This is a genomic window from Oribacterium sp. C9 (genome assembly GCF_002007235.1).
GTDB lineage: Bacteria > Bacillota > Clostridia > Lachnospirales > Lachnospiraceae > Oribacterium.
Genome location: NZ_MUHW01000002.1, coordinates 116,777 through 131,896 on the forward strand (window position 1 = coordinate 116,777; position 15,120 = coordinate 131,896).

General features: G+C 44.7%; 11 protein-coding genes. All 11 read right to left on the bottom strand.

All coding sequences use genetic code 11. The annotated features are described in order from the left end of the window. Positions 1–130 precede the first annotated feature (130 nt). Complete coding sequence (locus BXO88_RS01890) at positions 131–2,266, bottom strand: glutamine synthetase III family protein (RefSeq protein WP_078036088.1); 2,136 nt, start codon at positions 2,264–2,266, stop codon at positions 131–133. A gap of 215 nt (positions 2,267–2,481) precedes the next feature. After that, positions 2,482–3,345: a class II fructose-1,6-bisphosphate aldolase gene (fba, locus tag BXO88_RS01895; protein ID WP_044996648.1), complete on the bottom strand. Its 864-nt coding sequence runs from the start codon at positions 3,343–3,345 to the stop codon at positions 2,482–2,484. Positions 3,346–3,705: 360 nt separating this feature from the next. Next, positions 3,706–5,193, bottom strand: a complete 1,488-nt coding sequence (thrC, locus tag BXO88_RS01900; protein ID WP_078036089.1) for a threonine synthase — start codon at positions 5,191–5,193, stop codon at positions 3,706–3,708. After that, positions 5,177–5,812, bottom strand: coding sequence for a uridine kinase (gene udk / locus BXO88_RS01905; RefSeq protein ID WP_078036090.1), 636 nt, complete (start codon positions 5,810–5,812; stop codon positions 5,177–5,179). The genes thrC and udk overlap by 17 nt, the downstream gene beginning before the upstream one ends. Before the next feature lie 137 nt (positions 5,813–5,949). Further along, the gene (locus tag BXO88_RS01910) at positions 5,950–6,465 is read right to left on the bottom strand and encodes a VanZ family protein (RefSeq protein ID WP_078036091.1); all 516 of its coding nucleotides are present in this window, start codon (positions 6,463–6,465) and stop codon (positions 5,950–5,952) included. Positions 6,466–6,576: 111 nt separating this feature from the next. Then, entirely contained in the window at positions 6,577–7,299 is a 723-nt protein-coding gene (locus BXO88_RS01915) for an ABC transporter permease subunit (protein ID WP_078036092.1), read from the bottom strand. Further along, positions 7,268–8,239, bottom strand: a complete 972-nt coding sequence (locus BXO88_RS01920; RefSeq protein ID WP_078036093.1) for an ABC transporter ATP-binding protein — start codon at positions 8,237–8,239, stop codon at positions 7,268–7,270. Before BXO88_RS01920 ends, BXO88_RS01915 begins: the two co-directional genes overlap by 32 nt. Beyond that, entirely contained in the window at positions 8,226–10,853 is a 2,628-nt protein-coding gene (locus BXO88_RS01925) for a hypothetical protein (RefSeq protein WP_078036094.1), read from the bottom strand. Before BXO88_RS01925 ends, BXO88_RS01920 begins: the two co-directional genes overlap by 14 nt. Next, positions 10,816–12,036, bottom strand: a complete 1,221-nt coding sequence (locus BXO88_RS01930; protein WP_330395054.1) for a sensor histidine kinase — start codon at positions 12,034–12,036, stop codon at positions 10,816–10,818. The genes BXO88_RS01925 and BXO88_RS01930 overlap by 38 nt, the downstream gene beginning before the upstream one ends. Positions 12,037–12,108: 72 nt before the next feature. Then, on the bottom strand, positions 12,109–12,810 hold the full coding sequence (locus BXO88_RS01935) for a response regulator transcription factor (protein WP_036607019.1): 702 nt from the start codon (positions 12,808–12,810) through the stop codon (positions 12,109–12,111). Between the two features lie 83 nt (positions 12,811–12,893). Next, positions 12,894–15,113 (bottom strand): RNA degradosome polyphosphate kinase, encoded by a 2,220-nt coding sequence (locus tag BXO88_RS01940; RefSeq protein ID WP_078036095.1) that lies wholly within the window; start codon positions 15,111–15,113, stop codon positions 12,894–12,896. Positions 15,114–15,120 lie beyond the last annotated feature (7 nt).

A 15,120-nucleotide genomic window follows, 5' to 3' on the forward strand; every position in this document is an offset into this window, starting at 1 on the left:
ATTTTCTCATATTTTGAACATGATAACATTATTATTTCATGAATACAAGTTTAATATATAAAATGAGCACCTTCCTGCCGGAAGAGGCAGAAAAGTGCTCTGATGGTTTAATAAAATATGTTTTTTCGGCTTAGGGCTCGGAAACCTCGAAGATAAGATCGCCATAGCTCGGATATGGCCAAAGATCCTTATCTACTATCTGCTCAAGCTCATCTACAGGGGCACGTAAAGCCTTCATTGCAGGAACGATGACATCATGGTAGTCATGAGCCTTCTTCTCTGCATTCTTTTCCTTGCCGTACTTCTCAACATAATCAAAAAGCTCTGTACGTGCGCTGTCCATATCCGAAAGAAGCTTTGAAGCTCTTTCGAGGAGTCTCTGCTGAACGCTCACATCAGCCCCCGGACATGCAGTAAGCACCTTGTTGATAGAATCCGCAAGTCTGGTTGTGTAATGAATAACCGCTGGGATAATCTGCTTTCCTGAGATGTTGATCATGGCACGGGCTTCAATGTTTGTAACCTTAACGTAGTGCTCGTACTCAACCTCTGTACGACTCTCAAGCTCTGACTGAGTATAGATACCAAATTCCTTGAAAAGCTTTACAGCCTTTTCTGTTGTAAGAGCAGGGATTGCATCTACCATGGACGGAAGATTCGGAAGACCTCGTCTCTCAGCTTCCTTAACCCAATCCTCACTGTATCCGTTTCCATTGAAGATTATCCTCTGGTGCTCTGTAAGGAGTTTCTTTATGTAGTCATGACAGGCTGTCTTGAAATCCTCAGCCTTCTCAAGTACATCCGCAGCCTCTTTGAACTGTTCAGCCACTATTGAATCGAGAATGATATTGGCACTTGCTATGGAATCACTTGAACCGACCATACGGAACTCGAACTTGTTTCCTGTAAAGGCAAACGGTGATGTACGGTTACGATCCGTTACGTCCGCATAAAGATCCGGCATGGTGTTGACACCGGTAGGGAGTTTCTTGCCCTTCTTAGAGTTGGTAGCATATCCTGTACCGATAAGCTGCTGAACAACATCCTCAAGCTGTGTTCCTATAAATGCTGAAATAATGGCAGGTGGTGCCTCATCCGCTCCAAGTCTGTGCTCGTTTCCAACATCTGCCGCACTAAGTCTCAGAAGATCAGCGTGCTTGTCTATAGCCGCGAGAACACAGGCAAGAACCAGAAGGAACTGAATGTTGTCGTGAGGAGTATCTCCCGGGCTCATGAGGTTAATGCCATCGTCTGTCACAAGTGACCAGTTATTGTGCTTACCTGAACCGTTGATTCCCTCAAACGGCTTCTCATGGAGAAGACACTCGAGACCATGCTTTGGTGCGGTCTTCTTCATAACCTCCATAACAAGCTGGTTATGATCTACCGCAAGATTTGCCTCATCATAAACAGGAGCGAGCTCATGCTGAGCCGGAGCTACCTCATTGTGCTCTGTCTTGGCTGTTACACCCAGCTTCCAGAGCTGCACATCCACGTCTCTCATAAACTCAGCGATCCTGTGGCGGATGGAACCGAAATAATGATCGTCCAGTTCCTGTCCCTTTGCAGGCATAACACCGAACAGGGTACGACCGGTATATATGAGATCCTTACGCTTTAAATACTTGTTTCTGTCAACAAGGAAATACTCCTGCTCTGCACCTACAGACGGCTTTACAGACTTTGTGGTGGTATTTCCGAAAAGACGGAGAACTCTCAATGCCTGCTCATTTATGGCCTGCATTGAACGAAGAAGTGGTGTTTTTGTATCGAGAGCCTCACCTCCAAAGGAGCAGAAGGATGTGGGGATACACAGAGTCACGATATCATTATCGTCACCCTCATGACGGAGGAAAGCAGGGCTGGTACAATCCCAGATGGTATAGCCTCTTGCCTCAAATGTCGCACGAAGTCCTCCTGACGGGAAAGAGGAAGCGTCAGCTTCACTTCTTACAAGCTCTTTTCCGGAAAACTCCATGATAACCTTACCGTTCTGATCAGCGGCAGAAATGAAAGAGTCATGCTTCTCGGCAGTTATGCCTGTCAAAGGCTGGAACCAGTGAGTATAATGAGTCGCTCCATGCTCCAACGCCCACTCTTTCATCGCCTGTGCGACGGAATCAGCTATCGTTGGATCAAGTTCATAGCCCTCAGTGATAGTCTTCTTGAGCTTCTTATATACAGCCTTCGGAAGACGTTCCTGCATAACCTTGTCGTTGAAGACATCTTCGCCAAAGATCTCGGCGACGTTCAGAACACCATTCATTCGTTAATCTCCTTTTACTCCCTTATGAAAGGAAAAATTGCGTATTTAGTTTTACTTTGCAGATTGTAAACCACAGAATAAGTATGTGGCAAGGAAAAAATATTTTGCTTTCGCTTAAAGACATTGAGAAAATTGTACAATTTACGCTTTGGCACACTCGAAAACTTTATCGCGAAAAAAGGAGCCGCCTTTTGGCGACTCCTGAATAATTCACATTAAGCCTTATTAGCTGATCCGAATACTGCGATCTTGTTCTTGCACTCGTTGATGATAGCCTCTGTGCCCGGCTTAAGAAGCTTACGAGGGTCATAGCCCTTGCCTTCCTTATCCTTGCCAGCCTCAACATACTCTCTTGTTGCCTTGGCAAATACGAGCTGAAGCTCTGTATTAACATTGATCTTTGATACTCCGAGAGAAATAGCCTTCTTGATCTGATCCTCAGGAATACCTGAACCGCCGTGAAGAACCAGTGGAACCTCACCGATCTGCTCCTTGATAGCTGCAAGAACACTAAAGTCAAGGCCCTTCCAATCAGCAGGATATACACCGTGAATGTTACCGATACCTGCAGCAAGGAAATCAACACCGAGATCTGCTACCATCTTACACTCAGCAGGATCTGCCTTCTCGCCGTCAGATGCCACACCATCTTCAACGCCACCGATACCGCCAACTTCGGCCTCGATAGAAACTCCCTTATCATGTGCAAGCTTTACAAGCTCCTTTGTCTTTGCAACGTTCTCTTCGATATCATAGTGAGAACCGTCGAACATGATAGAAGTGAAACCAGCTTCGATACAAGCCTTTGAGCCTTCATATGTACCGTGATCAAGGTGAAGAGCTACAGGAACTGTGATTCCGAGTGTCTCGTCCATAGACTTAACCATAGCTGCAACTGTCTTGAATCCTGTCATGTACTTGCCTGCACCCTCAGATACACCGAGAATAACCGGAGACTTAACCTCTTCACAAGCGAGAAGAACTGACTTTGTCCACTCAAGATTGTTGATGTTGAACTGTGGAACTGCATAATGGCCTGCAAGAGCCTTATCCAGCATTTCCTTTGCGTTTACTAACATTTTATATCCTCCTAATGTGATAACTTATACGAAGTATGTGAATATATTAACATAGCTCGTATTGTATTTCTACAAGAACATGCAGAAACTGACGAATATTTCTCATGTCCCCATAAAATTCGAAGTTTAGAATGTCTATCTTGCAACATCCTCGTCTATCATAACATTTAAATAGCTGTAATGATACTTGGTTTGTAAAAAAATTCATTTAATACATCATATTAAGAGAAAGATTTCAAACGCAGCAGCAATCCGTCAGAAATATGTCCCCATTACAGTGTACGTATACGGATATCCACTCCTCAGAGCTCATAAAAAGCAAAAAAATCGGACTCCCTAAGGAATCCGATTAAATATGTATTATCCAAAAAGAAAACTTTCCACTGTCCTTTCCATCTCGGAAACTTCACATACAGTGTTGTGGCGGATCTCAGCACTGCGTACCTCTTTGATAGCCTTAGGCTCAGACACACCCGCTATCTTCTGGAGAGCATCGATGACCTTGAATACATCCTCGTCATCTCCGTTCTCGCCGAGAGCCTTCATAACATTAGGTGAGAACTTGAACGGGCTCGCTGTAGATGCGATAACTGTCTTTGTCTTATCCCCCGTCTTCTCAACATACTGCTCGTATACTGCCTTGGCAACGGCTGTATGGGGATCTATAACGTAACCTGTCTTATCCTTGAGCTCCCTGATGGTAGCAAAAACAGAGTCTTCATCAGCATAGCCGCCGAAGAAGTCAGTGATGAATGCTCTCATGTCATCAGTGATCTCATAAACACCGTTCTCCTTAAGCTCCTTCATAAGCTCAGCTGTCTTATCTGCGTTACAGCCTGTACTGAGATATATGAGTCTCTCAAGATTTGAGCTGATCAGGATATCCATGGAAGGACTTGATGTGAGAATGAACGGACGATTGCGATCGTACTTTCCGGTTCCGAAGAAATCAGTAAGTACACGATTCTCATTGGAAGCGCAGACAAGCTTTGCGATAGGAACGCCCATATGTTTTGCAAAATAAGCCGCAAGAATATTTCCGAAATTTCCTGTAGGAACACAGACATTGATCTTCTCGCCGTCCTTGATTTCCTTATTCGCGATGAGCTGGGCATAAGCGTAAACATAGTACGCAACCTGAGGAACCAGACGACCGATGTTGATGGAGTTGGCTGAACTTAAGATAACTCCCTTATTCTTAAGACCTGATGTGAACTCTCTGTCTCCAAAGATCTTCTTAACTCCGGTCTGAGCATCATCGAAGTTTCCGCGGATAGCTGCAGCATGAGTGTTCTTTCCGGGCTCTGTTCTCATCTGAAGCTCCTGGAATCTGGATACTCCACCGTATGGGTAGAACACTATGATCTCTGTTCCAGGTACATCCGCGAAGCCTGCCATGGCAGCCTTTCCTGTATCTCCGGATGTAGCTGTAAGGATAACGATCTTATCTGTAACAGCGTTCTTTCTTGCACTTGTCACCATAAAGTGAGGAAGGATAGAAAGTGCCATATCCTTGAACGCAATAGTCTTTCCATGGAAAAGCTCAAGGAAATATGCATCATCCTTCTTTACCAAAGGTGCTATGGCAGGAGTCTCAAACTTCTCGTCATAGGCAGAATTGATGCAGTGACGAAGCTCCTCCTCAGTGAAGTCTGTAAGGAATTCCTTTATTACTTCATAGCAGAGATCCTGATAGGACATCTTGCTAAGTTCTGTAAGTGAAGTCTTGAGAGTCGGAATAGACTCCGGCATAAAAAGACCACCATCATCCGCAAGTCCCTTGAGGATAGCTTCAGAAGCCTGTAAACCCTTTTCTCCGCCACGTGTGCTGTTATAAAGCATTGGTATTGTTTCCTCCGTTTTCTAAAAGACTTTTGATCTTCGTTTTCATAAGATCAAATGCTACATCATTCATTCCACTGTTGATAACGATATCAGCCTTGGCCTTTGTAGGTTCAACATAGAGATAATGCATAGGCTTTACGGTTGTAAGATACTGGGATGAAATATCCTCCACCTGTCTGCCTCTCTCCTTAACGTCACGGATGATTCGTCTGATGATACGCTCATCCGCATCTGCCTCAACATATATCTTGATATCAAAAAGTGAACGAAGTTCCGGATTCTCGAGGACCAGAATACCCTCGACTATAACGATCTTTGAAGGCTTAAGCTCTACTGTCTCAGTTGTGCGATTGTGCTGAGAGTAATCATATACAGGGCACTGTGCTGTCTCGCCTCTTCGGAGTGCCTTTAAATGAGTAATGAGAAGATCTGTCTCAAATGCATCAGGTGAGTCATAATTGCTCTTCTGGCGGATCTCAAATGGTACGCCATCATTGGACTTGTAGTAATTATCGTGATAAATAACAGTAACCTTATCACCAAACTCGTCCTTGAGTCGGTTGGTAAATGTAGACTTGCCGGAACCTGAACCGCCGGCGATACCAATCATAATACAGCTCATATTTCTTATACCTCTATTGAAAACGGGTCAAAATGACCCTTGAATTTACATTTACACCATTTAAGCATATTAACCTTGTGTTTTCAACCAAAGATAAAAGAAAAACCGGGTACAGCACCCGGTTTCATAAGTTGAGGTTATGCCACAGATAGTCTTTTCCGGCAGATCACCTTTTCTGTTATTTTTTTCAATACATAAACAGCAAGAACACCCGCAAGCACCCCTGCCGAGTCTATGAAAACATCCACAAGCATACAGGATCTTCCCGGAACGAACAACTGGTGTATCTCATCCGTTACCGCATAAAGAGTTCCCAGTATATAAGCCAGTCGATATCTCCTGAATTCCGGAAGTGTCAGAAACTCTCCCACCGTCATACATAAAAGAGCACCGAGTATAGCATATTCCGTTGCATGAGCAGTCTTTCTGACAACGAAATCTATGTCCTCAGCCATGACCCTTTTTTCTTCTGGCGAAAGATTCAAAAATCCGGGAACACATACAGCCTCCACCAGCTGTCCGATGAAAAGACTTGTTTCGGTTGACTTTTCGGCAGGCTGCGTCGAAAACAAAAATATCACCACCATCCAGATCACCGTCAGGATAAGTATACTTTTTCGTCCATCGGGCTTTATCATCTTAGATCTGAACATCCGCACATACTCCTTTAAAAAACATTATCCGGACCATTGTATCAGCTTATGCCGGATATTGGTAGCACTTTAGTCCATCGGCCCCCGGTACACTGCAGGCAAACACCACTATCAGCCCTCTCTCAATTTCCTTCTTCTATGTGGGGTAATATGCCTTTTACTGATATACAGTAAAAAGAATGAAAGTCCCCAGAAGGCAACAAAGATTCCCGGTATGATTCTGTCATCGGGTATTCCCAGCTGGGCTCTGAAGATCACAACCATGAACATAACTGTATAGCTGACGAAGATAATAACGTATGCCACAGCCGTTGCCGCTGCCGTTGTGTAAGAGAAGGAGCTCACCATGATCCCTATACTTGAACAGAAAACGGCTGAGGTCACGAGAAAAAAGATGAAAACCGTAAGCTGATACCATGTTATGCCACCGTATATGTAAACGGTTGCCAGTATAGGCGCCGAGGTAAATACAAGTAAAAGCAGGGATCCCAGAGCTCCCATCAGCTTTCCCGCCACTATATCCCATGGGTCCAGCTGTGTTGTGAGAAGCAGACCCAGGGTCTTTCGCTCCCTCTCACCGGAGATCGATGTGGCTGTAAGTGCAGGCGTTATGAGCAGGATGAGCAGTACCTCCGCTACTGCCGCAATATAATATATCCTCAAAAAATTCACATAAGATATTTCACCGGTCACTCTGGCGCTTCTGCTTACAAAAAAAAGATTGAACAGGACCAGCATGGACAGGCTTCCGTTCACCAGCGTCACAAGTGCCGGTAATGTAAAGCTTCTGGCACTGGTTATCTCATCCTTCCGAAAAATCGGATTCAGCCTCATAATAGGTCACTCTCCTTTCTTCTCTGGTTCCGGTCAGCTGAAGGAACAGAGCCTCCAGATTACCCTTCTCTCTGTGAAATCCCCTTACGGGCACTCCTGCCTCTACCAGCCTTTTCAAAAGATTGGATTCATCCTTTTTTGAACCGGTAAAGGTTATGAGAAGATCATTATTTCTGATACTTACAGAACGTACCATACGATCTGTTCTCAGGGCCTGCAATGCAGACCCCAGACTTCCGGCTATGGAGATAATGATGGGGTTTGAAGCATTGACATGATCGAGCACCTCATCTATCTTTCCCTCCATCACCATATTTCCATGATCTATGATGCCTATATCCGTACAGAGCTCGGATATTTCATTGAGCACATTAGATGATATGATTATGGTCTTACCTGAATCAGCCAGATTTGCTATCATCTGGCGAAATTCAAATCTCGTGTTTGGATCAAGTCCCGCTGTAGGCTCATCCATTATCAGTATCTTTGGATCATGTATCAGAGCTCTTGCCAGACTAAGCTTCTGCTGGGCTCCTGTGTTCAACGAATCCATAAACTGTGTCTGCCTTTCCTGAAGCCCCACCATATTCAGAAGATTCTGTATCCTCCTTTTGGTCTTCTGGTCATGCATATCATAGCATTCAGCAAAAAAATCCATGTACTCTATGATCCTGAGATTCGGGTAGCTTCCGGTATGATCGGGAACATAGCCTATCCTTTTTTTCAGTCGGCGTACATTGGAACCTGCCTCCATATCATCAACCATCACCGAGCCTTCATCAGGAAATTCCAGTCCGCACATCATCTGTATGGCAGTTGTCTTACCGGCTCCGTTTGGTCCGACAAAGCCGTAAATTGCTCCATCCTCAATATGCATCGTAAGACCGTCCAGAGCATTCACATGCCCATAGCTCTTTTTAACATTTTCAAGCGATATCATCCTGAGCCTCTCTTCCCTCTGCTTTTGATTCCGAAGTCACACTGCCCGCAGAAGGTGCCGTTTCTTCAACCACGACCGTTCCGTAGGATTCTGCGGAATATGGTCCCACCTCTTCCGAAGCGTCTGTTTCAGCCTGAGTTCCCTCATCATCCAGAAATCCAAGTATCTGATTTATGACCGCAACATTTTCCTTTACAGTGACTGTTATCATAGGAAGATATCTTCGCTCATCTATACCTGAGTTCTGCTCTGCCGGTGTGTACTTGACCACGAGAGTATTATCCTCACCAAGATAAGACGTAAGCTCCGTCCTGTTCAGCACACCGTCTCCTATATCTATAGCATCAAATCCTCCGGTCTGGTTGTTATAGAAACTTAGAGAACCTCTGAAGGCTCTGATGTTTCCTATCTTATCCTTTGAATCCGGCTCATCTGTGTTTATGCTTTCAATGCTTATGCTCTTTATGTTGTTGCCCTCTCCCAGATGATACTCCAGAACTGCAGGCACGACTCCCGACATGGTGTTGTCACTTACGCTATAATTGCCGGACTTCACTTCCGGATCCTTAGCCAGTGCACTGTAACTGTACTCATCCCCGACTCTGGTGTTCAGAAGAAGCGAGGAGACCACCATAGTTGCTCCGTAGTTCTCATAACCGGACTGATCTGTAAAGTCAAGTGAAGCTCCTGTTTCTTCATCCTGGACAAATCCCACAAGCTTCGCATCACTGTAGTAACCTGTCATATAATTTGAAATGTAATATTTAAGGAATCCCAGCTCTGAACCGGTAGTCACAGTTTCAGCTATCCTTTGACAATCTCCCACAGGAACATTGATCATTTCCTTACCCGAAAGATCCACAACTTCTCCGGCATCAAGCTTACCTATACGGATTACTTTTCCAAATATAAGGATTGCCGCATCCTTGAGAGAATACCGGGATGAATTTGTGAGGCTTCCCTTTATCTCCCCACCTGTATATACCATATCTGTGGTGAAATATCCTGAGGTATTGGGGGTTTTTGTGTTCAGCTCGAAATACCTCGCGGTAAAAGGAGAGGTGTTTGCTATAGTGATCTCTGTTTTATCGCGATAGTTACCAATGGTTGTATGTCCCTTTTCACCATCCATCGCGATCTCCTGTATATCACCGTTATAATCCGAGCCCTTGAGAACCGGATATACATAGTACTCCGACTTTACATCAAAGCTGTAGCTCTGGTTGTATGGGGAGCGGAGATTGATGTAATCCGTTTCGTTGATACTGTCTTCGGATACATCCATTATCCTTGCGTAAGTCAGGAACGGTCCTGTAAATCTGGTTCCTACTCCCATTACCCAGATAAGTAGTGTTGACAGGATGGTGATGACCATTACGGTTGAACGGTATACCCTGATCATCTCATGTGTTCTCAGGTAGAAATAGATCCCGGGTCCTATGAGAAGAACATATGCAAACAGGATGATCACATAGAACATGGGCTCGGGGATCTTTCTCACATCACTCATATTCATAAGAGACTGAATGTCCCAGTAAAGCCGCAGGCTTCTTTCCGACGCGGCTACAGATAATTTGTCCAGACGGCTCTGTCCCAATATGGCTGTAAAAAGTCTGTCCACATAGAACACCTGATCCGTGGCATATCTCTGTATATCACAGAAATCATAGCCGCATATGGCGATGATACCGGTTCCCTCCGTCACAGTTGACAGGATGGGAACATTGTTCGAGAACATCACCTCTCTTCCGCTGTTAAGGGAAATTGCTGAAGCGGTAAGCGTGATCTCATCTCCCTGTTTATCGTCGCCGTCAACCATCTTAACCTGCATAGATGAAGGTGACAGGGCATTTTTTAAATAGCTGTCAAAGTGTGGTGCCAGCGCCTGATTGCCTCTGGAGCCTGTGCCCAGTACCAGTACGCCTCCCTTTCTGACCCAGTCAAGTATGGTTCTCGCCTCACTGTTTTTCATAAACTCTGCAGGATAATCAGAGATCAGAAGAACGTCAAGCTGGTCAAGCTCGCTTTTGTCTCCCGGCAGATTCTTGATATCCAGTGCCACAGTTCTCGTACGGAGTATGCCGTTATTGATGCCGACACCACTGAGATATGAAAGTGCCTCCGGGCTTTGGGAAATGATGCCAACTATAAGCTCTGCATCAGAGCCTGCAACATCCAGTCCCACTCTTCTCGAGCCCATAACCGTCCCGTTATTGTCCTCAGCCGTTACCAGTATCTGATTGACTCCCGAACTCAGTGAAACGATAACCGAAAGATTGTCCTCGGATTCACCCTCCACAGTTTTCTTGTACTGATATTCATAAACGCTGTTCTCGGATTCCACCATATACACATGGATATAGCCCGAAAATGTCTGCTCACCGGTATTCTCTATATGCACGTTCAAAGGCAGATATCTTCCTGCCTTTGCGATATTCTGATAACCGTATGTGACCGACAGATCTATAGCATCTGCCCTTGCCGTCATGGAAAATCCTATGATGAAAAACAGACTCAGAAAAAGCATAAGGGCTTTCTCCGCCCTTATCCTGAAAAAAACACCTGATTTTTTTCCGTCATCCTCTTCTACCAGGATGCTTACGCTGTTCTTCATTTCTGGATTCAATATTTCTGGACTCAAAATTCTCTATTCCTTCCTCAAAATGAATCTTTAATTTCACTGAAAAAACAGTACCCGAAAGATCTGAAGATACTGAAACCACTCCATGATGCATGTCGGTAATGTTTTTAACTATAGCCAGTCCGAGTCCCGTTCCTCCAGGACCGTTCTGTGTGGTACGACTGTGATCCGTTCTGTAAAATCTGTCAAAAATAAGAGGCAGTTCCTTTTCAGGAATCACATAGCCGTAATTAACTATCTTTATTGTCACTATCTCCTTGTCAGCACGAAGGTTAACCTTGACCCTCTTACCTTCTTTGCCGTATTTGATGGCATTGTTTATCAGGTTGTCAAAAAGCCTTGCAAGAAGATCTCCGTCCGCATCTATGATCTGCGATTTTGTATTTGAAACATAGTCATAACTGAGCCCGTTGTTAACGAAGTTCGGATAGCTCTCCTCCAAAAGTTGCGCAAGGAGCTTGACGATATCAACCTTGGCGATGTTGAGATTTACCTTACCGTAGGAAAGCTTTGTGAACCCGAAAAGCTCCTCTATGAGCTTCTGAAGTCTTTCCGACTTGTTATATGCGATATCCAGATATTTCTGCTGCATCTCGGGTGACAGGTTTCGATTTTTCCTGAGAAGATCGAGATACCCGATAATAGACGTAAGTGGTGTTCTCAGGTCATGAGCGACATTAGTTATGAGATCAGTCTTTGACTGCTCCGAATTTCTCTCCTTTTCTATGAGCTCCTGGATGTCCTTCTCCATGCGGTTAATGTTTTCTGCGATCTCAGTCAGCTCACCTTCTCCAACTACATCAAGCTTTGTACTAAGGTCTCCCTCAGAGATCTGCTGAACTGCACTGGCGATGGTCTCTATATCTCTGGCTGTTTTTCTCTGGGTCATCAAAAAAATAAAAGAGAAAAGTATTATCCCCAGCAGAACAAAAAGAAGAACGCTTATGGTCGATCCAAAAGCAAATCTCTGGACAGCAGAGCTGTTATTACCGGTCTGATAGAGAAAGCTGGTGATCGCCGTAATGTTCGTGATCAGGAACACCTCCACCACCGAGGTAATGACCGCAGCTACAGCTATGTTTGCAATTAGCTGTAGCATATATCCGCGTCCGGTACTGTTTATCTGATTGTCATTCTGTTTCTTTTCGTTATCCAATGTTCTTAACCTTATATCAAAAATAGCCGGAAGAAACACTGCATTAACTGTAGCGCAACCTCCGGCATAATTTTATTTTTCAATCTTATATCCAACGCCCCAAACGGTTGTTATTATCTTGTTTTCTCTGCTGTCTTCCTTCATCTTTCCACGCAGACGACGTATGTGGACCATAACCGTGTTGTTGGCTTCGTACACCTTCTCGTTCCAGACCTTCTCGAAGATCTCATCTGTAGAGAATACCTTACCGGGATGTGAAGCCAAAAGGAACAGAATGTCAAACTCGATAGGTGTGAGCTTGATATCCTCACCATCTATAACGACCTTATGATTATCCTTGTTGATAGTCATGTTGCGGATGGTGATCTCATTGTTCGTAAACTGATTTGCAGCGTTCGGATTCAACTGTGTATAGCGGCGAAGCTGTGACTTCACACGTGCAGTAAGCTCCAAAGGATTAAACGGCTTTGTAACATAATCATCAGCTCCTCCGGTGAGGCCCACGATCTTATCGAGATCTGTGGACTTGGCAGAAAGCATGATCACAGGAATGTTAGACTTCTCACGGATCTTCTTACACATCTCAAGTCCGTTCATCCCGGGCATCATTATATCAAGGAGCACAAGATGGATCTCCTGCTCATCAAGGATCCTCAATCCATCCTCGGCATTGTAGGCTTTGAACACCTTATAGCCATCACTTACCAGATAGATCTCAACAAGCTCGGCAATCTCCTTTTCATCATCTACTACAAGAATATTAATCTGTGGCATAACTACTCCTTTTCACACTATTGTCTTTAACCCCGGAACGCTGAATGCTTCCTGAGCCCTTTGTTCAAACACGGAACAGGCTTTCAGTCACCTATATCCTTATGCCCCCTGGGTATGAACATCTTTTTTTCTGCATCCTTTGCCTTCGTAAGCTTTTTGGTCTGTTTCAATGCTTCTTCACACTGGATGATCTGAGAATTGATCTGCTTCCTGCCTCTCAGGTCAGCATGATGATACTCTCCGTTCTCATCCATCACAGAAGCCTTTACATTGTCCGCAAGCTCCAGATCCAGTATATGCTGGAGCCTCTTACGGATATCTGCATCATGTACCGGGAACACTATCTCTATACGGCGGTCCAGATTTCTGGGCATCCAGTCTGCACTTCCCAGATAATACTCCGGTTCTCCACCGTTTTCAAATCTGAATATGCGGGCATGCTCTAGGAAATATCCAACTATGGATCTCACCTGTATGTTCTCACTGAGCTTAGGTATGCCGGCTCTCAGACAGCATATACCTCTTACTATAAGATCGATCTGTACTCCAGCCTGACTGGCTTCATACAGGGTGCCTATGACCTCTGGATCGCATAATGAGTTCATCTTAGCTGTTATTTTAGCAGGTACGCCTTTCTTTGCGTTCTCTATTTCCTTACGGATTTTTTTCAAAACCCACTTTCTGAGCCATAACGGAGCCAGTATAAGCTCTTTCCAGTTCTCAGGCTCGGAATATCCGGAGATCATATTGAAGAAATTGGTCGCATCCTCACCGAACTCAGGTTCACAGGTAAAGATACCGAGATCGGTATACTGCTTGGCTGTGCTGTCATTGTAATTTCCGGTAGCGAGATGTACATATCTCCTGATACCGTCAGCCTCATTACGGATAACGAGCGCAATCTTACTGTGAGTCTTCAGACCCACAAGTCCGTATATCACATGGCAGCCCGCCTTCTCGAGACGCTCTGCCCACTGAATGTTGTTTTCCTCATCAAAACGCGCCTTCAGTTCCACAAGAACAGTAACGTCCTTACCGTTTATGGCCGCCTCCTCCAGCGCCTTTACTATAGGAGAATTACCGGAAACTCTATATAGAGTTATTTTTATGGCAAGAGTCTCAGGATCCCTCGAAGCGTCCTTTATCAGTCTCACAACCGGATCAAAGGTCTCATAAGGAACCGTTTCAAAGATATCCTTTCTGCGAATACATTCAAAGATGGAACCGCCATCATGAAGAGCCGGTACCGGCTGAGGCACATAATCAGGGGTTTTCAGATAATCAAAGCCCTCCATCTTATACATCTTCATGAGGAAGGTAAGATCCAAAGGACCGTTTATACGATAGACATCCTCCTTGTTCTCTATACCAAGCTCCTTACGAAGGACCTTCAGAAGCCGCTTATCCATGGTATCCTCAACCTCAAGTCTGACTACCTCTCCCCATCGGCGCTGTTTAAGCTGCTTCTTTATCTCTTCCAGAAGATCCGTTGCCTCTTCCTCATCTATACTAAGGTCAGCATTACGCATGATCCTGAAGATATGGGTGGAAACTATCTCATAGTTGGCAAACAGAAGCCCCATGTTCCGCTCTATGATCTCTTCAAGCAGAATGACCACTCTCTGGGTCTTTCCGCTTTCCAATGCTTCAGTCGGAAGCTCAACTATACGGGGAAGTGTGTTGGGAACCTGCACCATGGCAAATTCGATATTGCTCTGAGGCATATCCAGTCCGGCTGCCTTTTTATGTTTCTTGCTGACTATGCTTTTTCCCTTTATCTTTTTGGGTTTTACAAGCGCTGCTATGTTCAGCGTTCTGTTCAGAACCAGTGGAAACGGTCTTCCTGAATCGACCGCAAAGGGAGTGAGCACAGGATAAACATTGTTTTTGAAATACTCATCAACAAATTTCGCCTCTTCCTCTGTCAGCTTTTCATGTTCTGATATAACATATAATCCCTGATTCCTTAGGGATGGAAGTATTGATCTGTTGTAGGTGGAATACTGCAGATTCATGAAGCTGTGGGTCTTCTCCGATATGGCTGCAAGCTGCTGCTGAGGGGTCATGCCGGCTATATCCTTTTTCTGATATCCGGCATTTACCTGATCCTTCAGAGAGGCAACTCTTACGGTGAAAAACTCATCCAGGTTGGAGGCCGTAATACTCAGAAATTTAAGTCTCTCAAACAAGGGCTCGCTATGATCCCTCGCCTCGTAAAGGCAACGGGCATCAAAATCAAGCCAGCTGAGCTCCCGGTTTGTAAAATTCACCGGATCAAAAACATTCTTTATATTTACTGTCATAGCCTTC